Raw genomic sequence first — 22171 nt, forward strand, 5'->3', positions numbered from 1 at the left:
GGTGGGCCTTTTTTGTGTTTGAGGGCTAGTGCTTGGCTTTTTTACTTTATTTAAAGGTTGCTGTCGGCTTATTCTTGCAAGGTGGTTAATGGAATAAGTCATTTGTGTAACATTTTGATTTTTATGTGAAGATTGGATGATTTTAAGGGGATAACTTGATAGAATAAGGTGAATGATTAGAATTAGGAGGAGCATGCATGCAGAGTCGATTAATTAGAAATAGCCTTATTACCCTCTCCATGGCAACGGCTGCTACGGTTGCGGTGAGTTTATCGCCCGCACCGGTAAGCCTTCACGCCCAAGAAGCACTCGGGAATTACCAAGTTCAAGCAGGTGAAGGCTTGTATGGGATTGCCGTTAAGCACGGCATGACACTTGACCAATTAAAGCGGTTGAATGGTTTGACTAGCAACTTTATTTATCCTGGACAAACTCTCAAGGTCTACGCATCTACCACCCCGCCGACTACGAATCCAAGTAACCCAACACCTGCACCCGCTGCGCCAACCCCAGCCCCGACGACTCCACCTTCCAATAATGGACCGGCTACCGGTCAAGGAGGGACTTATTTGGTGCGCCCTGGGGATAGTCTCTACCGGATTGCGAGTCTGCATGGGATTCGTATTGACCAGGTCAAGGCATGGAATGGCTTGACGAGTAACTTTATCTACCCAGGTCAAGTCTTGCGAGTGACTCCGCAGCAGGCCAGTCAACCTGCTAATCCAACTCCCGCTCCATCCACTCCTCAACCGGCTCCGACTCAACCTAGCCGTCCAAGCCAACCCAATCCAGTGACGAATTATCGCGTCCAAGCGGGCGATTATTTGAACCGAATTGCGGGCAAATTCAATATTACCATCGGTCAATTGAAGGCGTGGAATGGCTTAACGAGTGACTTCATCTACCCAGGTCAAGTCCTAAGAGTGGCACAGAACCAAGCCGCCGCTCCAAGACCAGAAAGCCCAGGTCGCCAAGATCCACAACCAACACCCAGCCAGCCAAGACAAAGCCAACCAAGCCAACCAAGCCAGCCTAGCAGTCAGACGACTTATCGGGTTCAAGCTGGAGACTACTTGACGCGGATTGCTGGTAAGTTTAATATCACCGTTCAGCAGCTCAAGGAATGGAACGGTTTAACAAGCAACTTAATCCATCCAAATCAAGTCTTGCGAGTGGCGCCTCAGCAACCCACAACGCCAAGTCCCCAAGCTCCTAGACCAGCTAATCCACAACCGGCGCCTAGTCAGCCGGCTCAACCGACACCGCCCGCTGAATCCAGCCGTCCGTCTACTTATCGCGTCCAAGCGGGAGATTACCTCAAACGGATTGCAGGCAAATTCAACATCACTGTGGGTCAATTAAAGAGCTGGAACGGCTTAAATAGCGACTTCATTTATCCTGGCCAAGTTCTAAAGGTGGCTCCAACGACTGCCCCTGCGCCTGCCGGTCAGGCTGAACCAGGTCAAGACCAAACGGAATCCACCCGCCCTTCAAGAGACCAATCGCCAAGCGTACCAACACCTACTGTTCAGACCTACCGTGTTAAGGCGGGAGATTCCCTCTGGGCAATTGCTAATAAGCACGGGGCGACCCTAGATCAAATCAAGACTTGGAATGGCTTGACCAGCAACTTTATCTATGCTGGCCAACAACTGCGGGTAGCGGATCCCGGTTCCTCCTCATCGACTGAACGCGAACTTCCTTTAGTGGCTGACCGCAAGGAGGACCAAGGAGCTGCCTACAGCAGCGGTCAAGTGGTCGACCATCTTCCCATGTATCGGGAGTATTATACCGTTCGACCAGGGGATAGTGTCTACAAGATTGCTAAGAGCTTCAACTTAACAATTGATGAGTTAAAAACGATGAATAATCTGTCTTCTAACTTTATTGCACCGGGTCAAGAATTAAAAGTCGTTGAACATGCGACCCAACAGAAGTTAAGAGTGGGTGGCTCTCAAGTGCAAAATTATAACGTCAACAATATGTTGGATCTTGCCCGTTCTTATTTAGGCGTTGAGAAATATTCAGCAGACCACTTGGCTCTGGTGAAGGCCTATAATAGTGTGAATCCTAAGCCAATCGGTTATACGCTTCAGAATTACGATGATTGGTGTGATGCCTTTGTGACCTATATAGCCGATAAGGCTGGGTTATCGCATCTGACTGGCCGGGAAGTTGGAGTGGAGCGTCATAAGAAGATCAATAAGGATCAAGGTATCTGGAAAGGCCTCGTGACGCCAAAACCTGGTGACCTCGTCTTCTACAACTGGAGTGGGTCAAGAACAGGTTGGGGGAACCATATTGGGATTGTGGAATCCTTAATGAATAATAAGATTACCACGATTGAAGGAAATACGACCTTGACAGATTCTGGCCAACGGCTTGTTGCCCGGAAGGTCTATGACTGGAATTCTAAATATATCCAAGGCTATGCCCGCCCGAACTATTAATGAAGGGAAGTCTTCGATCCACAACCAGAACGATCCCTGATGGTCTTGTGTTAATTTAAAAAGGAAAAAACACTGATTGTTTAATCAAGGAAGCCCCCACTAAAGCATCCGCTTTGGTGAGGGCTTCCTTTTCGTATGAATAAATAGCTGGTGTTTTGCTTTGGTTGAGTTTAAGACGGATGCCGTTATTTTTGGTAGATCCAAGCATTTATGCCTTACAGATGCCGGGAGTGGTCATCTTATTAGCGGCCATAATGCTTTCAACTTCAGCTTGAGAGAGCAAGCCTGCTTGGACCACTAAGTCTTGAACACGGTTGCCTGAGACCAAGGCTTCCTTGGCGATATCGGCAGCCTTTTGGTAGCCAATATGCGGAACAAGGGCGGTAATGGTGCCGACACTGGCATCGATCAATTCTTGGCAACGGTCTTCATTGGCTGTGATGCCTTGGATACAATTATCAATGAAGGTGTCAATTCCATGCTCGAGGATAGTAATGGATTCAAAGAGGGAGTAGAAGATAACCGGTTCGAAAGCATTCAATTCTAATTGACCGGCTTCAACTGCCATGGAGATAGTGGTGTCATTGCCGACCACCCGAAAGGCGACTTGGTTGACCACTTCTGGAATAACCGGATTGACCTTGCCGGGCATAATGGAGGAACCATTCTGCATCTTAGGTAAGTTGATCTCATTAAAGCCAGTCCGTGGACCGGAAGAAAGGAGGCGGAGGTCATTGGCGATTTTGGAGAGAGAGAGGGCTGAAGTCTTTAAGACGCCAGAAACAGCCGCGAAGCAATCAATATGTTGCGTCCCGTCAATCAAGTCAGCCGCTTGCGTTAAAGGAAGTCCCGTAATCTTAGCTAAGTCATCCACTACTTCATTGAAGTAATTAAAGTCTGCATTCAAGCCGGTCCCGATCGCTGTTCCTCCCATATTCACGACTAGCATCTCTTCTAGGATATGTTCAAGTCGTTGCTGTGACCGCTTCACTGCAATAGCATAAGCCTTGAATTCTTGCCCTAACCGAATCGGAATAGCATCTTGCATCTGGGTTCTACCCATCTTGAGGACATCGTTAAATGCTTCAGCCTTGGCTTCAAGGGCTTCATTTAACCGGTCTAAGGCGGTTAGGAGTCCTTGTGAGAGTTGGTAGACCGTGATCTTACCAGCGGTTGGAATCACATCATTAGTTGATTGGCCTTCATTGACATGGTCATTGGGGTGGACAATCGTGTAATCACCAGGCTGTCCTCCCAAGATATCGATCGCCCGGTTGGCTACGACTTCATTAATGTTCATATTCATAGAAGTCCCCGCTCCACCTTGGATCGGGTCGACGATAAATTGGTCTTGCCATTGACCGTCAATAATTTCATCACATGCTTGGATCATGGCTTGAGCTAATTCGGAATTCAATTGGCCCACTCGTTCATTGGCAGTCGCCGATGCCTTCTTAACCTGGGCCAGGCTCTTGATAAATTCAGGCCGTAAGACTTGGCCTGTAATTGGGAAGTTCTCATAGGCTCTCAGGGATTGGACCCCATAATAGGCTGATTGGGGCACGTCATGAACACCGATTGAATCACTTTCTTGCCGGTACTGGATGGTATTGTTTTCCGTCATTTCAAGTCCTCCTTTGGAATGCGTCTGATTGCCCCTTCATTATAAAATGAAAAGGCTTTATCTCCAATACCAATTGGTCTATAATAGATATAACTCAAAAGTTATAACAAGAGGTGGTTTTATGTTTCAAGGAATGGAATATGTCTTAGCGGTTTACCAAGCCCAATCTTTCTCTAAGGCGGCTGACAAGCTCTATATCTCTCAGCCTTCCCTGAGTGCCAATATTAAGCGGATTGAGCGGCGGTTGGGGCATACGATTTTTGACCGGTCGACCATTCCCTTAAAGGTAACGGACTTTGGCGAGGAATATATACGTCAAGCCCTTCGGATCCAACAAGTTGAGGAAGACTTCGACTACTTCCGTTATCAATATGACAACTTGGAGTGGGGTCAATTAACCCTTGGTGGGACCAGCCTTTTTGCGGCTATGATCCTGCCGAAGTTGATGGCTAAGTTCAACCAGGCTTATCCAAAGATTCAGTTAGAACTGCGGGAGGAAAATTCGCGACACCTCATCGACTGGCTGCATGCGGGTACGATTGACCTCCTGCTCGATAATACCCCCCTCGATGATTCAGTCTTTGACCACCTTCAATATGCGACAGAGTCTATTCTCTTGGCCGTTCCAGCGGACTTTTCGGTGAATCAAGAGGTCAAGGACTACCAGTTACCCCTGTCGGTCATTAAGGCCAATGACCAGCAGATCTTTGACTGGCCTGCCTTACCCCTTGAAGCCTTAGAGGGCTTGCCCTTTGTCTTCTTGAAGGAAGATAATGATACGGGCCAGAGAGCGCGCGCCATTTGTCACGACCAAGCCTTTGACCCCCAGATTACCTACCGGGTGGACCAGCAACTGACCGCCTATAATATTTCCGTTTCTGGCATGGCCATCTCTTTTATTGGCGACCAGTTAATTGTCAACAACTTTGACCATGATCGCTTGGTCTATTACCGGCTAGCCAGCCCAGCGGCCCAGCGTCCTATCAACTTCTATTGGCGTAAGGACCGCTATTTAACCCGCGTCACCCAGGCCTTTCTGGACAAAGTACAAGAAGATCTCAGCAAAAATTCTTAAAATAAATATGAAAAGGTTTCCAAATTCAGTTTGGATAGTATATAATCATCCTATAGACTGTAAGTTATAAGTATGAGGAGGTTTGATTGTGGAGTTTCGAATTGAACATGATTCCTTGGGAGAAGTGAAGGTGCCAGCTAATCGTTATTGGGGAGCGGTCACGCAACGGTCTTACGATAATTTTAAGATCGGTCAAGAGACCATGCCGCGTCCGGTCATCCAGGCCATTGCCCAAGTCAAGAAGGCAGCTGCCATCACCAACCAGGCAGTCGGGGGCTTGTCCGAAGACCAGAGTCACTGGATTCAAGTGGTCTGCGATGAGATTCTAGCTGGGGACCTCTGGGACCATTTCCCCTTGAAGGTTTACCAGACGGGATCAGGAACCCAAACCAATATGAACGTCAATGAAGTGATTGCTAATCGGGGTAATGAATTGGCTGGGCAAAAGCTCCTCCATCCCAATGACCAGGTTAACCGATCTCAATCATCAAATGATGTCTTTCCAACGGCCATGCACCTAGCAGCGGTACAGACCATTCATAACCAACTCTTGCCAGCGCTCGAGAAGACCATCCAGACGCTCACTCACTTGGCCAACCAGTACCAATCTACCATCAAGTCTGGCAGGACTCACCTTCAAGATGCCACTCCAGTCACCTTCGGTCAAGAAGTCAGCGGCTGGTGCGCTTCCTTGATGCAGACCAGACGAATGATCAAACTCAGCCTGGAACCCCTCTATGAGTTAGCAATCGGGGGAACGGCTGTTGGAACGGGAATCAACGCAGATCCAGTCTACCGTGAACGGATTGCGCAAGAGATCGCCAAGATCACGGGGCTTCCTTTCCTAGCTGCTCCCAACAAGTTCCATGCCCTTTCAAGTAAGGATGAATTGGTCTTTGCCCATGGGAGCTTAACCGCCTTGGCAAGTGATCTGATGAAGATGGCTAATGATATTCGCTGGTTGGCCAGTGGTCCACGTTGTGGCCTGGGTGAATTAACCCTCCCTTCGAATGAGCCGGGATCATCGATCATGCCAGGTAAGGTTAATCCGACGCAGTGTGAGGCCTTGACCATGCTTGCCTGTCAAGTGATGGCCAACGATAGCTTGATGGGACTGGTCAATTCCCAGGGAAACTTTGAATTGAATGTCTACATGCCAGTGATGATTACCAACTTTATTCAATCGGTTCAACTCTTGAGTGATGGGTTGATTTCCTTTAATGACAAGTGCTTAGTTGGCATAGAGGTCAATGAAGCCCAGATGCAGGCCTATGTGGACCAATCCTTGATGTTGGTTACTAAGTTGAATCCAGTCATTGGCTATGAGAAGGGTGCTCAGATTGCCAAGAAAGCCTATGCCGAAAATACCAGTCTCAAAGAAGCCTGTTTAACCTTAGGCTACCTATCGGCTGAAGAATTTGATCGCTTGGTCGATCCATCGACCATGGTTTAATACAAGAAGGAGGATACTGTGATGGATGTCTATCAAAAAGCGTTACAATTACACAAGGACTTAGCAGGGAAGATCGAGGTGGTGTCTCGGGCTGAGATTAATGAAGCCTCAGACCTGGCGTTGGCTTATTCCCCTGGGGTCGCGGAACCTTGCCGGGCGATTGCGGCTGATTATGACTTGTCCTTCCAATTGACCCGCCGCCATAATTTAGTGGCGGTGGTGACAAATGGGTCGGCTGTTTTAGGGCTAGGAGATATTGGACCAGCTGCTGCTATGCCAGTGATGGAAGGTAAGTGTGCTCTCTTTAAGCGGTTTGCCGATGTCGATGCCTTTCCTATCTGTATTGATAGCCACGATGTGGATGAGATTGTTCATAATATCGCCTTGATTGCCAAGAGTTTCGGTGGGATTAATTTAGAAGACATTGCAGCGCCCGCTTGTTTTGAAATTGAAGCCAAACTAAAAGAAGTCTGTGATATTCCAATTTTTCACGATGACCAACATGGAACGGCGATTGTCACGGCAGCTGCTCTCTATAATGCCATGAAATTAACCAATCGGAAGATGGGCGACTTGAAGATTGTCATCAATGGAGCAGGGGCAGCAGGAATTGCGATTGCCCGTCTCCTCTTGCAGATGAAATTCGGAACCATCGTGATGGCAGACCGGTCTGGGTTGATTGTAGCCGGTGATGACCATCTGGATCCTGCCAAGGCTGAAATTGCCCAGCTGACGAATCCTGACCACCTACGTGGTAGCGTGGCAGATGCCTTGGTTGGGGCGGATGTCTTGATTGGGGTATCAGGTCCTCTTTGCATTAGCCAAGAGATGGTGGCTTCGATGAAGGCGGACCCCTTAATCTTTGCCATGGCCAATCCGACGCCGGAAATCATGCCAGAGGATGCGATCGCTGCAGGAGCAGCAGTAGTGGGAACCGGTCGGTCCGACTATCCAAATCAGATTAACAATGTCCTTGTCTTCCCAGGAATCTTCAAGGGGGCGCTGTCTGTTCGCGCTAAGGAAATTACGGATTTGATGAAGGAACGGGCAGCTTTAGCGATTGCTTCATTAGTCAGTGAGGAGGAGCTAACAGCCGACCATATTATCCCATCTGCCTTTGATGAGCGGGTGGCCGAGGTCGTTGCCAAGGCCGTTGCGGATTGCGCAGTTGAAGAAGGAATCGCAAGAGTATAGAATAGAATCATTATAAATAATAAGAGAGGTTAATTTACTCAAGCTGTAAATTAACCTCTTCTATCATGAATTAGATTATTCTGGAAGAATGGATGATAAAATGGCGACAAGTAAGCAAAAAGACTTTATTTTAACGGGACGGATTTTCCCAGTCCTCATGAGTGTCTCGGCCCCCTTGATGTTTAATAATTTGGTCCGAACCTTTTATACCATGGCAGATGGTCTCTTCTTGGCACAATTATCAGCGGAAGACTTTGCGGCTTCTTCCTTCTCTTGGCCCTTGAACTTTCTCTTTATTTCGATTGGTTTGGGGATTGGGGTGGCAGCGACTGCCTTGTTATCCCATTATATTGGAGCCAAGCAGCATGAGCGCCTGCAGCGGTATGTCGATAATACCAGGACCTTGAATGTCACTTTTGGTCTGGCTTTGGCCTTAGTGGGCTACCTCTTGTCACCTGTCATGCTCAAGTGGATGGGGGGAAGTGGGGTCTTCTTAGATAAGTCCAATATCTACCTCCAGATCAGTTTCATTGGTCTGGCCTTGGATTTTGGCTTCTTTACCTATCAAGCGATCTTGAATGCCCAAGGGCAGACCAAGATCATGACCACTTTATCGGCAATTTCGATGGTGATTAATATCCTGCTCGACCCGTTCTTTATCTATGACCACTTAGCCTGGTTTAACCTGCCGGGATTGGGTTGGGGGATTGCGGGGGCTGCTTGGGCCACTGTCATTTCTAAAGGGGTCTTATTGGTCATGACGTCTGTCTATGTCAACCGCCGGTCCCCTATCCGACCGGTTATTCGAAGACTGTCTTTTGATCGGGCGACCAGTCACCATATCTTGAACTTGGCCCTACCTTCTGCGCTCGGTTATGGTGGGTCTTCCTTGGGCTTTACGGTGATGAATGCCTTGATTACTTCTTATGGGACCAACACCTTGGCGGCCTTCTCTATGGTTAATCGGATCTCGGACATTGTGACCCAACCTCAGATGGGGGTAGGGATGGCCTTGACCTCCTTGGTGGGTCAGAATATGGGCGCTGGCTTTATCGACCGAGCCAAGCAGATCTTTAAGCAGGCCATCCAATTTATCTTGATCATCTCCATTCTTTCCTCTGCCGTGATCCTTCTCTTTCAGAAGCCGATCCTGAGTATCTTCATCAAGCAGACAGCAGATAGCGATTTGTGGCTGCAGGCTCAAGAATACCTAGCCTATACTGCCTTTATTATTTTCTTTATGGGCCTTTTCTCAGCGCTAAATGGCTTCTTCCAAGGCTGTGGTCAGACCAAGTATTCCATGTTTATGACCATTGCGCGGTTGTGGATCATCCGGGTCCCCTTGGTCTTTATCTTACGCTACTGGACCGGCCTTGGTTCGACGGGAATCTGGATCTCCATGTTGGCCTCCAATCTTCTGATCGTGGTGTGGGGTTTTGTGATCTATTGGCGCAATGACTGGGGGGAACTAGCCAAGCTGTAGCAGGTAGGCTGGCTAGGGGTGAGTCGGTTGGTCCATTTCAGGCTAAGCTTAGACCAGGCCTTGCGCTTCTATGGCCGCGACCACTTGGTTAAAGGCAGCCAGGTCAGCCCCTGCGGCATAATTCTTGCCCAGTTGATAGTCTTGGCAGGCTGCTTGGCAGGTGTCAAAGATCTGGTGCATAATGGTTTGTAATTCTTGGTCCACTTGGTCAAGCGACCAAGACTGACGCATGGCATTTTGAGACATTTCGAGACCTGAGACAGCGACCCCGCCCGCATTGCTGGCCTTGCCGGGCGCCCAGGTCATGGTCTTGGCTTGATTGAAGACGTGCTGAGCGTCCAGGTTAAGGGGCATATTGGCTCCTTCAGCCAGGTAATGGACACCGTGGTCGATTAAGTTTTGGGCCATCTGAGCGTCAATCTCATTCTGAGTGGCACAGGGGAGGGCAATCTCCGCTTCAATCGGACGCGCCCAGATACTGGCTGTGGAGAAGTCCGCTTGAGGATAGTGGCCCTTATAGGCTGCTAAGTTGATGCGTCCGCCTTCTTTTAAGCTGGTCAGACAGTCCAGGTCAAGCCCCTCGGGATCATAGAGGGAGCCAGACCGGTTGGATAGGGCGACAACTAGGCCGCCTTTTTCCTGGGCCTTGAGGGCAGCATGCAGACCGACATTGCCAGTCCCCGAGATCAGGAGTCGTTGGCCCTCGAGGGTCTTCTTGTCTGCTGCTAACATGGCCTCTAGGAAGTAAATCAGGCCATAACCTGTCGCTTGGCGGCGGCCGAGGGAACCATTGGCTTGGATGGGCTTGCCGGTGAGAGCCCCTAATTCAACCCCCTTGAGTCGTTTGTATTGGCCGTAGAGGTAGCCGATCTCCCGCTCGCCGACTCCGATGTCACCAGCTGGGACGTCTAATTTCTCATTAATATGGTGGCTGAGTTCGGTCATGAAAGATTGGCAGAACCGCATAATTTCCTGGTCTGACCTGCCTTGAGGGGAGAAGTCGGATCCTCCCTTGCCGGCTCCTAGGGGGAGGCCTGTCAGGGCGTTCTTGAGTGTTTGCTCGAAAGCCAAGAATTTCATAATCCCTTCATTGACACTGGCATCAAACCGCAAGCCTCCCTTATAAGGACCCAAGAGTGAAGAGTGTTGGACCCGGTAGCCCTGGTTAAGGTGAACTTGACCTTGGTCGTCCATCCAGGGAACACGGAAGCTGATGATCCGTTCGGGTGTCACTAACCGTTCAAGGATGGCCTGCTTTTGATAGGTTGGCTTGGAGGCCATGATGGGGTCAACGGCTTCCAAGAAGGCATGGACAGCTTGTAGGTATTCTCTCTGGTAGGGGTAGCGCTTGGCAAGTTGATCGTAGACTTGCTTGGTATAATGGTGATTCAATAACATAATCTATTCGTCTCCTCTATAATGGCCTTGACTTTATTATAACATAGGCCTTGGCGGGGGCTTTTATTATTTTTGTAGAGTTGCCTATGGTATAATAGCTAAAAGCGATTAAGGAGGCAGCTATGGCCACAAAGGAATCACATCGAAATTGGTCTTACCTTTTGGTGGGGATCGGCTTTATCTGTCTGGGCTTGGCGACAATTGTCTTCAAGGCGAGTCTTTTTAAGGTGATGATGGATCTCTTTGCGGTCTACTTAACCATGACGGGGGCTATTAAGGTCTGGGAACTGGTGACCAGCGATAAGTATGCCGGGTCGGCCAAGGACCGCCGCTTGCATATCTTCGTGGCGATTGCCCACTTCTGGTTCGCAGCGGTCGTCCATCTCTTTAATGACCATTCGGCCTGGTGGGTTGTGACCCTTGTGGGGCTCTACCAATTGGTTATGGCCATCTTGAGCATGGTATCCTTTTATCTCATGCGAAAGGACAGGGCCCAGGAGAGTTACCGTCGCTTTCTTTATGCCCTGGTCCACTTGATTTTCGGCTTGAGTAGCTTAATGGTATCCGACCATGGGGATAGCGCCATGAACCGACTTGGGATCTATACCATCTTCATCGGTCTTACCTATTTGCATGATGGGCGGGGGGTATTCATTGATCCCGCCAAGGAAACTCAGCTTCGGCGGTCGATTCGAATTCCCTTGCCGGTGATCTTCTCAGTCTTCTTCCCCCGAACAGTCTTACAAAAGATTAATCGGATCATCACCGGAACCTCCCCAATCGACCAAGAAGTCTTGATGCAGGAATTGGACCTTCTAACTGAGGAGGACTCTGATCTCGAAGAGACTGGCGACAAGCGCATGTATATCCAGATCCATGTTGGGGAAAAAAGTGTCGACATGGTAGGTCATATGAATGTCGTCTATGATGAGGTGGTCTATTCTTATGGTAACCATGATGTGGATTCACGTCGCCTTTTTGACGCAGTGGGGGATGGGGTGATTGTCCTCTTGGACCGGCAAGAATATATTGACTTTTCAGTCGAGAATGGGACGACCATTGTTGAGTACGAAGTGGAATTGACCAGGATTCAACGCCAGGCCCTGGAGAAGAAATTAGATGAAATCAAGCGGGACTTGATTGATTGGCAGCCACGGACCAAGACCCAACGAGCAGCCTATGCAGGTAAGTTGGACCAAGCAACCTCTGGGACCTTTCATAAGTTTGCCCAAGGCAAGTACCAGACTTACTTTGTCTTCTGGACGAATTGTGTCCTCTTGTCGGATGAGATCATGGGAGCTGCGGGTCTGGATGTCTTCCCCTTAATTGGTGTTCAAACGCCAGGTACTTACTACGATTACTTTGAACGGGAGTATGCCAAGGTTCACTCCATGGTCACCCGGCGAATCGTTTACAATCACAAGCTGCGCAGTTTCCTTGCTCAGCATGTCTATCCCTTGAAGAAATAAGAGCAGACGCAACCGGTCTGCTCTTTTTGTTTAGCCGTGATTTGAAGGCTTTATAAGCGCTTATCAAAAGGAATCATGCTATAATTTTGTTACAAGCAAAGAGAAAAGGAGTGAATCAGGTGAGTCAGAAGAATCAAATGCCAAGGCAGAAAAAGACGTCAGGGCGAAAGAATTTGATGCTGATTTTGACCTTACTTTTGGTCCTATCAGCGATCTTCTATAGCCAGAACCGGCCGCAGGAAGCAGCCCCTTCTTCTGGTGACTTTGAAGTGACCAAGTATTCTGGAGACCCCTTGCGAATCGTTGCAGGATCGGAGAACAAGGAATTAGAACCGATCTTACAGGAATATGCAGACCAGCATAAGATCAATTTGCGGGTCGATTATTTGGGTTCGCTCGACATTATGCGTCAGCTGCAATCAGGCCAGGTAGACTATGATGCGGTTTGGCCAGCTTCCAGTATCTGGTTATCGCTCGGAGATGACCACCATCTCCTCAAGCATGCCCAGACGACTTCCACGACGCCAATTGTCTTCGGGATCCGCCAATCTTTAGCCAAAGAATTAGGCTTTGTGGGGCGGGATGTCTATATTCAAGATATCATGGAGGCCATCAAGGCGGGACGGTTGAACTTTGCGATGACGTCTGCGACCCAGTCTAATTCTGGTGCTTCCGCCTATCTTGGCTTCTTAACAGCCATTGCCAAGAGTCAAGGAGGCTTAACCATGGAGGATCTACAAGACCCCAAGACGGGAGACCAGATCCAACAGCTCTTAGCCGGAGTCAATCGGTCTTCTGGGTCTTCCAATTGGTTGGTCGACCTCTTCCTGGAGGCGGATTATGATGCCATGGTGAATTATGAGGCCTTGATTATTCAGGCCAATAAGAAGATCAGTCAAACCAGAGACCGCGAACCTCTCCATGTGGTCTATCCAGTAGATGGTCTGGCCATCTCTGACTCACCCTTGGCCTATGTCGACCACGGGGATCGCCAGAAGGAGGAAGCCTTCCTTGACCTGCAGACCTATCTCCTCTCAGACCAAGCACAGAATAAGATTGAACAGACGGGTAAGCGGTCAAGACTTGGAACGGTTGAACAAGCCAACCGAGCCCTCTTTAATCCGGAATGGGGCATTGACTTGGACCGGGTTATCTCCCCGATACGGTGGCCCAATGCGGACGTGATCAAGGAAGCGCTGGTGCTCTATCAGACCCAGTTCAAAAAGCCAGCCTTAACGGTCTATGTGCTTGACTTCTCGGGCTCAATGAGTGGCGAGGGCTACCGGCAGATGATGCAAGCCATGGAAGAAGTGCTCTTACCTGACAAGGCAAAGGCAAATTTACTGCAAGGGACCCAGAAGGATATCAGCGTCGTCATTCCCTTTGCTGGAAATGTTTATCCGGTCCTAGCGACACAGGGCAATGGCCAAGAATTAGTGGACTTAAACAACCAGGTCCAAGCCCTCCGATTAGGTGGCGGCACAGCCATGTATGAGGGTATCTATGAAGCCATCGACCAGTTAACGAACCCAGACGGCCCCTACTTCAAAGACCTTAATCATTACACTCCAGCTGTGGTAGTCCTCACCGATGGTCAGCCCAATGGGGCTATGAAGTTCAAGGAATTAGCCGACCACTATCATCAAGCGGGACAGGATATCCCCATCTTCTCGATTCTCTTTGGTGAAGCGGAAGAAGCTAAGATGAAGGAGTTGGCTGAGTTGAGTCGCGCCCGGGTCTTTGATGGGCGTAAGGACTTGGTCAATGCCTTTAGACAAGTGAAAGGATACAATTAGATGAATGCAAGTGTAAAACAGAATCTTCTCGCCTTTCTTGTAGGGCTCCTGGGCTTTATTGGAACCTATAACCTGCTTAAGTGGCCGATCTGGGTGGCGACTCTTGTAGCCATTGGCCTCTTTCTTGCCATCTACCTCTTAGCGACCCCAGTCTTACGCATTGGGCAAGTGGAACTTGAGCAACTCAAGAATGGGACAGAATTAAAAGCCCTATATGATGCGAGTATCCACCAACTTCAAGAGATGCGGGCCAACAGTCTCATGATTCAACACGACCAAGTCAAGCAGGATGCCCTGGCCTTGACAGAGACAGGTGAAAGTATCTTGTCCTACCTAGAAGCCCATCCGCGCGAAATTTCCAGCTCACGTCACTTTCTCGATTACTATCTCACGGTTGGAAATAAGTTGCTGCAGAATTTTGTGGAAATGGAAGAAGCGCGTGTTTCAGACCACAAGCTACAAGAGATCACCCATCAGACCCAGGAATCCTTGGATATACTTAATGAGATCTATGCCCGCCAGCGGGATGGTTACCACCTGGACCGGATGCGGGATTTAGAAGTCGAGACGGAGTTGTTAGAGAAGACATTGAAATTAGGAGGTGGCTATTCCGATGAAGAATAAGTTCTGGGGACTGATCATTCTCTTGATCGTGATTGCAGGTGTTTTTGCTTATAGTTTTCTAAGTAGCAAGCGCCCACAGGCAACGGATTTAACCGGTCGCTTAGGCGGGGAGAAGATTGGCCTCTTTGAGAATCCAAAGTTCAAGGACTATCTGAAGAAGGAATACAATCTGACCATGGATTACCGGAAGGCAGGATCATTTGATATGGTTCAAGGTGACTTAGAAGCGCAAGACTACCTCTTCCCATCCAGCCAATTAGCGCTTGAACTCTTCAAGAAACAAGGCCACAAGGCGACCCGTGATGAGATTATCTTCAACACCCCCATCGTCCTCTATTCCTATAAACCCATTGTGGACGCTCTGATGAAGGAAGGCATTGTGAGTGAACGAGAAGGGGTCTACTATGTGGATATGGAGGCCTTAGCCCAGTTGATTCTCTCCGATAAGACCTGGCAGGACTTGGGCTTGAACGGTCCCTTTGGCGATATCCTGGTGGATACGACCGATCCCGCCGCTTCCAATTCGGGCAATATGTTCCTTGGTTTGCTGGCCAATGCCATGAATGGTAACAAGATGGTGACCATGGATCAGGCCCAGAAGCTCTTACCCAAATTAAAGGCGATCTATCAATCGATCGGCTTTATGAACACTTCTTCGGCCGACATGTTCAGCCAGTTTCTAACCCTGGGGATGGGGTCTTATCCCATCATTGCGGGTTATGAGAGTCAGCTTCTGGAGTATTCTGTCCAAGAGCCAGAGACTTACAAACGGATTAAAGACAATCTCTTTATTCTGTACCCAGAGCCAACTGTCTGGTCGAGTCACCTCTATATCTCCCTGGATAAAGAAGCTGAAGTGGGGATTGAAGCTTTAAAGAATCCAAAAGTTCAGGAACTGGCATGGGTTGAGCATGGCTATCGGACGATTGTGGCGGGTTCACAAGACCAAGACCAATTCCAGATCCCAGGACTTGCTCCCCAAGTGACGAAAATCATGCAGATGCCATCCTATGAAGTCATGGACTACCTGGTCAAGGGGGTCAGCCCTTAGGTTTAACCACAAAAATTGCTATAGCCTGATTCATTTAGCCTCATTAGAAGAACTTGTTGAAATTGCCGGATGTTGCCAAGTATAAGCTAAAGGAGAATGAAAATGAGTGATAAGAAGGAAATTACCCTAGATGGTCTTATGAAGGCCCAGTCCCAAGCTATCCCCCCTGTTACGGACCTCCATGCGGACAAGCAGGAATTGATGGCCGTTATTGAACACGAAGTAGCCACCCTGACTCCAGAAGACCGCACCAAGGTAGACCAGATTAAAGATAAGATTGACCTGCAAGACACCCAACTCTTAGCGATCTATGGGGCCAACACCCAGAAGGGGATTGCCCAATTCTCGGATACCATCCTTTCGGAAGTCCGATCCAAGGATGTTGGGGCGGTCGGTGACTTGATGGCAGACTTGATGGTTAAGGTCCGGGATTTGGATATTTCGGAGATTGGCAACCAATCATTCTTAGATAAGATTCCCTTCTTGAAGAACATGCACCAGTCTGTTGACCGGTATTTAGCTAAGTATGATGTGATGGAGAGCCAAATCGATAAGATTCAAGCCCAACTCGAAAGTTCACGGATGATGTTGTTGAAGGATATCGGGACTTTCGACAAACTTTATGAGAAGAATGTGGAGTACTTCCAAGACCTCCAGCTCTATATTGTAGCCGGTGAGGAGAAGATCCAAGAGATGCGGCAAGAGACTCTGCCTGCCCTCTTTAAGGAAGCGGAAGCGTCGGGTGAGTCAATGGCCATGCAAGTTGTGAAGGACTTTGAAGATACGGTCAACCGCTTTGAGAAAAGGGTCTTCGATCTGAAAACTTCTAAGACCATGGCGATTCAGACGGCCCCTCAGATCAAACTCATCCAGAATAATGACAAGCTACTCGTTGACAAGGTGACGGATGCGGTGAATAATGTGATTCCTCTATGGAAGTCGCAAGTGGTCATTGCCCTGGGACTTAACCGGCAGAGTCAGGTGATTAAGATGCAACAAGAGATCTCGAACACCACCAATGAACTCCTAGAGCGTAATGCTAAGAACTTACGCCAGAACACCATCGCCACAGCCAAGGAAGCAGAACGCTCGACCATTGATGTTGAGACCCTGAAGAAGGTGAACGATGAACTGATTGCGACAATTGAGGAAACAATCAGTATTCAGAACAATGCTAAGCAAGCTCGCAAGGAAGCGGAAACAGAACTTACCGCTATTGAGAATAACCTCAAGGAAGCGGTTGTCAAGGCCATCCAACCTTCCGCTTATTAACCCCTTTATCTGCAACAAAGAAGCCCCCAAGCCTCCCATTTAATTGGGACGCTTGAGGGCTTTTTCTTATCTTCAGAATTGGTGGGAATAGCTATGGCATATCGATAAGGTTTAGCCTAACCTTCGTATCGAGCCGCAAATCCTGTCTTGCGTAAGATGTACTTGACGATTTCGACTAAGATCACGATTGAGAAGGATGCCACCATCACGATCAGCCATTCATTGCCATTCATTGGATGCACATCAAAGACTTGGTTGATGCCTGGAATCAGAACCACTCCAAGGAGGAGGATACCTGAGACTAGGAAGGCGATATTTAACCACTTGTTATCAAACGGATTGCGACTGAATAGTGATCGGAAGACAGATTTCACATTGTAAGCATGGAAGAGCTGGATATTTCCTAGGGTAATAAAGGCCATGGTTTCTGCTAGGAGGTGACGTTCTTCGCCCACTAAGTTGGTCGTGAGCGGTCCTTCGGCAGCAAACCAGTAGACGAAGAGGGTTAAGGCTGCTTCGAAAATTCCTTGATAGATAATCGAAGGGGCAACCCCGAAGGATAGGAAGGTATCCTTGGAAGTCCTTGGAGGTTGATTCATTACACCTTTTTCTGCCTTTTCTAATCCGAGGGCAATGGCTGGGAAGACGTCGGTTACTAAGTTGATCCAGAGAATATGGATCGGTTCGAGGATTGACCAACCTAAGAGGGTGGCAATAAAGAGTGTTAAGACTTCCCCAAGGTTAGCCGATAAGAGGTACTGGACAGCTTTTTGAATATTAGAGAAGACCTTACGACCTTCTTCAACGGCTACCACAATCGTTTCAAAGTTATCGTCAGCTAAGACCATATCGGAAGCACCCTTGGAGACTTCCGTTCCAGTAATCCCCATGCCGACTCCAATACTGGCTTGCTTGAGTGAGGGAGCGTCATTGACCCCATCACCCGTCATGGACACTACAGCATCATTAGCTTGCCATGCCTTAATGATCCGCACCTTATGCTCTGGAGAAACTCGGGCATAGACAGAGTAGTTTTGGACTTGATCGATGAGCTCTTCATCGGTTATCTCATTTAATTGGGCCCCAGTTAGGACATGGGCCTCATTGTTAGCTTCGTTTGGATCCAGAATCGTTAACCGTTCGGCAATGGCTTGAGCGGTCATGGCATGGTCCCCAGTAATCATCACTGTTCGGATACCCGCTTGACGCGCTGTTTCGATGGATGACTTAGCCTGTTGACGCTCAGGGTCGATCATGGCAACAAGTCCCGTGAAGATCAGGTCTTGTTCAACATGGTCCGAATCGATGGTTTCTGGCAATTGGTCGATGACCTTATAGGCACCCGCCAGTACCCGTAGGGCATTGCGTGCCAGGTCAGTATTGGTCGCGAGAATCTGGTCAACATCCGCTTCTTGGATGGGGCGAACTTGGCCGTCTTTAACAATTTGAGTCGCTCTTTCAACGAGTTGGTCCGGCGCTCCCTTGACATAAACAAGGTATTGGTCGCCAAACTGGTGGATGGTTGACATTAACTTCCGGTCTGAATCAAAAGGTACTTCCTCAACCCGAGGATACTGGTCTAATTGGTCCTGTAGATCCATCTGATGGTCAAGGGCATACTTAATCATCGCTGTCTCGGTTGGGTCCCCTAAGACTTGTCCGTCTTCCGCCACCTTGGAATCATTGGGGAAGGTAAAGGAGCGAATGAAGTTGCCTTGAATATCTAGGTTGTCCCCTGCATCGTGAACTTGGCCATCATAGTAGACCTTCTCGATAGTCATCTCATTCAAGGTTAAAGTTCCGGTCTTATCGGAACAGATGATTTGAGTGGAGCCTAGGGTCTCAACGGCTGGTAGGGTCCGAACGAGGGCCTTACGAGCGGCCATGGTTTGGGTACCCAAGGAAAGGATGATGGTGGTAATAGCAGGTAGGCCTTCTGGAATGGCTGCTACAGCTAGTGAAATCGAAACGAGTAACATCTGGATAGGACTGAAACCACGTAAGAAGACCCCGACTAAGAAGGTTAAGACCGCAATACCGATAATCAAGTAGGTTAAGGTCTTACCAAGGTGTTCTTGGTCACGTTGAAGGGGTGTTAATTGCTTATCGGTGGTTGAGAGCATGGCTGCAATATGGCCAACTTCAGTGTCCATGGCTGTTTGAGTCACAATACCGTGGGCGCGACCATAGGTCACATTGGTAGAGGCAAAGCCCATATTTGACCGGTCCCCAATGCCTGCATCTTCAGCCACAGTGGCATCAGCATGCTTGTCAACTGGAACGGATTCCCCAGTTAAGGCAGCTTCTTCAATTTTTAGGGTGTTGGCTTCAATCAAGCGGACATCTGCTGGTACGATATCACCCGCTTCGAGAACGACCAGGTCCCCCGGCACCAATTCAGTTGAATTGACCTTCAAGGCTTGGCCATCACGAATCACCATTGCCTCAGGCGACGACATGTTTTTAAGCGCGTCAATGGCATCTTCGGCTTTAGATTCTTGGACCACGCCCAGGATCGCATTTAGAATTACAACAATTAGGATAATAATAGCATCGCCAGGGCCTTCTCCATTTGAGAAGCCGACAAAGGCAGAAACGAGGGCAGCGACCAATAGGACAATAATCATGAAGTCCTTGAATTGATCAATAAATTTTTGTAAGAGGCTGCGATGCTCCTCTTCTTTAATGGCATTTTCACCATACTTTTTTAAGCGATTCTTCGCTTCTTCTTTAGACAGACCACGTTTCGGGTCCGTTTGTAACTTGTCGATGACCTGGCTTTCAGATGCAGCATGGACAAGCCAATCTTTATTAGACATTTTCTTTCCTCCTTTATAGTCCAGTGTTCACAGGCTAAAAATAAAAGAGACCCATGCCTCCCATAGGCAACGCTAGGCTGCTCGAGCGGCATAAGTCTCACTATTTCAGACAGTACCAGTAATTAATAATTACTTGACGGTGTTGATACTATCAAGGTGTCTGACCACCTCTAGTTACTCCCCTATGAACATCTACAGATGATTATAGCAAATCCTACTTGATATGCAAGAATAAAAGCCCTGGTTGTGGAGGGGAGCGGTCAAAGGACCTATTTCTCGGTATAGTCAGTCAAACCTCCTAGGATCCATTATTATTAAATGATGAATGATTGCTTAAAGCAGTCCGTTCCCAAGGCTTGATTAAAGGGGACGCCCTCCAAAGCTTGGATTGGGGGCGGTTCCAGTGATGAACAGTAGATCGAATTATTTTTGATCGAACAAGCTCCTTACCGGGTTTCCCCATAAAATATGAAACCAACAGAAACGTCAACCGCAGATCGTGGTCATCAAAATGACCCAAAAATTTAAATTTATGAATAAACAATGAGCAAAGCATGTAAAATCATCTTTTAATTGTGATAAAGCATAGAGTTACCGTTCTTCTCGATTGAAATATGATAGATTATAAGTGACCTTTAACTCAATCAGTGAGAAAGATTAAATACCTATTAGTAGGAGGAAGATTTAAATGACCAAACCGATAAAATTTATCATGATCTCGCTAGCGAGTTCGATGATTCTACTACCGACGGTTCTACCAACAGCCACTATCTATGGTCAAGAAATGATGCAAGATACCAGTGTGATCCATCAATCCTTAATGCCACAATTTAAGGTTCATCTACAGGTCGATGAATTCCAAGGACAAGACCAGAGTCAGATAGATTATGATATTATCGACCAAGACCAGCAGGAAGTTGTTTATTCCTATCGTTGGAACGAGGGGCAGACCGCCAATGAACCGATCCAATTGCCTGCAGGTCGTTATCTCTTTCGCTTGTATGATGGCGGTCAATTCAACCGGCAGGGCCAAAAGGTGATCCCTTATCAGGTTCAATGGTTGGATTCAACAGATGAGGCGAAACGCCACCAGGCCAGTCATTCTGGGGAACTAGCAACTTTAAATGATGGAAGCTTGGTATATGACTTTGCCTTTGAGATTAAGGAGTCGATCCCTGCTGAAGACCAGCCGAGCCAGTACGACATTTACCTGGTAGGTGAATCAGTCACCAACCCGATTGTTCCGGGAATCGAGCCGAAAGGACTCGAAGAGGAGGATGGTCTCGAGGAAGGGGATCTAGTAGGGAATGAAGTTGACCAAACCATAGAGGAGGAAACCAACTCCTTAGCATCTGACCAAGGGGAGGCCAATGAAGTCTCTTCTACCAGCGAAGCCGAACCCGTCACTTTACAAGCAGACCAATCCGGAATCCAGCTCATTGTAAAAGATAGCCAAGGCCAACCGGTCAAGGATGTCGAAGTCTATGTGGGATATGAATTGTTGAAGACAGATGATCAAGGGAAGGCTCAATTGATGAATCTCGCTCCTATGACCTATCAAGTGACCTTGGGAATCTTGCCTGAAACGTATCAGAATGCGGTGCTTGAGCCAACAGAAGTGAATCTTCAAGCGAACCAGATCACCGAACTCACCTTAGAATTAGAAGGGTCCCAAGAAGAAACAGCCACTACTCCGGAACCCGTAACCAGCCAAGAAACCAGCGAAGTAACCAGTCAAGAAACCAGCGAAGAACCCGTGACGAGTGAAACCACCACCACGACTGAAGAAGCGACTGGCAGCCTCGATTTTATCATTCAAGATGACCAGCAAATGGCGGTGGCAGGTGTGCGTGTGCAAGTGATCGATGACCAAGGGCAAGCTCAAGATGTGACGACGGATGAACAGGGGCGTGGTCGAATTGATCAATTAAGGCCAGGAACGTATCACTATCAAATCCTTGAAGTGCCGCAAAATTATACTGCTAAGGACGAGCTGATGACGGTCCAAGTGCTAGCCAATGAAGCCAACCAACAATGGATTACCATTCAAAGTCAAGAGCCAAGTGCCAGTCTCAATCTCCAAGTGGAGGATCAAGACGGCCAAGGGATTGAAGGCGTGACCTTGAAGGTCACTGATCCCGCAGGTGAGACGGTCCAAGAAACTACAGACGCCCAGGGACGGGTGAGCTTTGCGGACCTACCAGCGGGTGATTACACCTATGAAGTGGTGGACCTTGAAGAAGACTACCAAGGGACCCGGACCGGGCAAGTCAGCTTAACCCCTGGTCAAAGTCAGACCCAAGACCTGACCTTCCAAGCCCCAAACCCAGTCGGCGACTTAACCCTGCAGTTAATGACGGAAGACGGTCAAGGGCTTGAAGGTGTGATCTTGAAGGTTACCAACTCCGCAGGTGAGACGGTTCAAGAAACCACTGATGCCCAGGGACGCGTAAGCTTTGCGGA

General features: G+C 48.4%; 14 protein-coding genes. 11 read left to right on the forward strand and 3 right to left on the reverse strand.

Going from position 1 to position 22171, the window contains the following annotated elements; translation table 11 throughout:
* The first annotated feature begins 197 nt into the window (after positions 1–197).
* On the forward strand, positions 198–2450 hold the full coding sequence (locus HMPREF9708_RS07910; RefSeq protein WP_006309081.1) for a LysM peptidoglycan-binding domain-containing protein: 2253 nt from the start codon (positions 198–200) through the stop codon (positions 2448–2450).
* Positions 2451–2658: 208 nt separating this feature from the next.
* On the opposite strand, the gene HMPREF9708_RS04800 is transcribed toward HMPREF9708_RS07910, so the two are convergent.
* Positions 2659–4074 carry an aspartate ammonia-lyase gene (locus tag HMPREF9708_RS04800; protein WP_006309082.1) on the reverse strand — a complete coding sequence of 472 codons (1416 nt, stop codon included), beginning with the start codon at positions 4072–4074 and terminating at the stop codon, positions 2659–2661.
* A gap of 121 nt (positions 4075–4195) precedes the next feature.
* On the opposite strand from HMPREF9708_RS04800, the gene HMPREF9708_RS04805 reads away from it, so the two are divergent.
* The 4 genes from HMPREF9708_RS04805 to HMPREF9708_RS04820 all read left to right on the forward strand — a co-directional run bounded on the left by HMPREF9708_RS04805 (position 4196) and on the right by HMPREF9708_RS04820 (position 9279).
* On the forward strand, positions 4196–5149 hold the full coding sequence (locus HMPREF9708_RS04805; RefSeq protein ID WP_006309083.1) for a LysR family transcriptional regulator: 954 nt from the start codon (positions 4196–4198) through the stop codon (positions 5147–5149).
* 88 nt (positions 5150–5237) lie between these two features.
* Positions 5238–6602, forward strand: coding sequence for a class II fumarate hydratase (gene fumC, locus HMPREF9708_RS04810; RefSeq protein WP_006309084.1), 1365 nt, complete (start codon positions 5238–5240; stop codon positions 6600–6602).
* 21 nt (positions 6603–6623) lie between these two features.
* The gene (locus tag HMPREF9708_RS04815) at positions 6624–7796 is read left to right on the forward strand and encodes an NAD(P)-dependent malic enzyme (RefSeq protein ID WP_006309085.1); all 1173 of its coding nucleotides are present in this window, start codon (positions 6624–6626) and stop codon (positions 7794–7796) included.
* 88 nt (positions 7797–7884) lie between these two features.
* The gene (locus tag HMPREF9708_RS04820; protein WP_050814291.1) at positions 7885–9279 is read left to right on the forward strand and encodes an MATE family efflux transporter; all 1395 of its coding nucleotides are present in this window, start codon (positions 7885–7887) and stop codon (positions 9277–9279) included.
* A 48-nt stretch (positions 9280–9327) separates the two neighbouring features.
* Here HMPREF9708_RS04820 and gdhA read toward each other — a convergent pair whose 3' ends face one another.
* Positions 9328–10677 (reverse strand): NADP-specific glutamate dehydrogenase, encoded by a 1350-nt coding sequence (gene gdhA / locus HMPREF9708_RS04825; RefSeq protein ID WP_006309087.1) that lies wholly within the window; start codon positions 10675–10677, stop codon positions 9328–9330.
* 122 nt (positions 10678–10799) lie between these two features.
* Between gdhA and HMPREF9708_RS04830 the strand changes: the two genes are divergently transcribed.
* The 5 genes from HMPREF9708_RS04830 to HMPREF9708_RS04850 all read left to right on the forward strand — a co-directional run bounded on the left by HMPREF9708_RS04830 (position 10800) and on the right by HMPREF9708_RS04850 (position 16889).
* The gene (locus tag HMPREF9708_RS04830; protein WP_006309088.1) at positions 10800–12146 is read left to right on the forward strand and encodes a DUF308 domain-containing protein; all 1347 of its coding nucleotides are present in this window, start codon (positions 10800–10802) and stop codon (positions 12144–12146) included.
* A 119-nt stretch (positions 12147–12265) separates the two neighbouring features.
* Positions 12266–13942: a substrate-binding and vWA domain-containing protein gene (locus HMPREF9708_RS04835; RefSeq protein ID WP_006309089.1), complete on the forward strand. Its 1677-nt coding sequence runs from the start codon at positions 12266–12268 to the stop codon at positions 13940–13942.
* Entirely contained in the window at positions 13943–14566 is a 624-nt protein-coding gene (locus HMPREF9708_RS04840; RefSeq protein ID WP_006309090.1) for a 5-bromo-4-chloroindolyl phosphate hydrolysis family protein, read from the forward strand.
* The gene (locus HMPREF9708_RS04845; protein ID WP_006309091.1) at positions 14556–15617 is read left to right on the forward strand and encodes a substrate-binding domain-containing protein; all 1062 of its coding nucleotides are present in this window, start codon (positions 14556–14558) and stop codon (positions 15615–15617) included. The genes HMPREF9708_RS04840 and HMPREF9708_RS04845 overlap by 11 nt, the downstream gene beginning before the upstream one ends.
* A 102-nt stretch (positions 15618–15719) precedes the next feature.
* Entirely contained in the window at positions 15720–16889 is a 1170-nt protein-coding gene (locus HMPREF9708_RS04850; protein WP_006309092.1) for a toxic anion resistance protein, read from the forward strand.
* A gap of 116 nt (positions 16890–17005) precedes the next feature.
* Here the strand turns inward: HMPREF9708_RS04850 and HMPREF9708_RS04855 are convergent, their stop codons facing one another.
* Positions 17006–19708 (reverse strand): cation-translocating P-type ATPase, encoded by a 2703-nt coding sequence (locus tag HMPREF9708_RS04855; protein ID WP_006309093.1) that lies wholly within the window; start codon positions 19706–19708, stop codon positions 17006–17008.
* Positions 19709–20396: 688 nt separating this feature from the next.
* On the opposite strand from HMPREF9708_RS04855, the gene HMPREF9708_RS04860 reads away from it, so the two are divergent.
* Positions 20397–22171, forward strand: a 1775-nt coding sequence (locus tag HMPREF9708_RS04860; protein ID WP_006309094.1) for an MSCRAMM family protein, incomplete at its 3' end; no start/stop codon positions are given.

The organism is Facklamia languida CCUG 37842 (genome assembly GCF_000245795.1).
In the GTDB taxonomy this organism is placed as follows: Bacteria; Bacillota; Bacilli; order Lactobacillales; family Aerococcaceae; genus Facklamia; species Facklamia languida.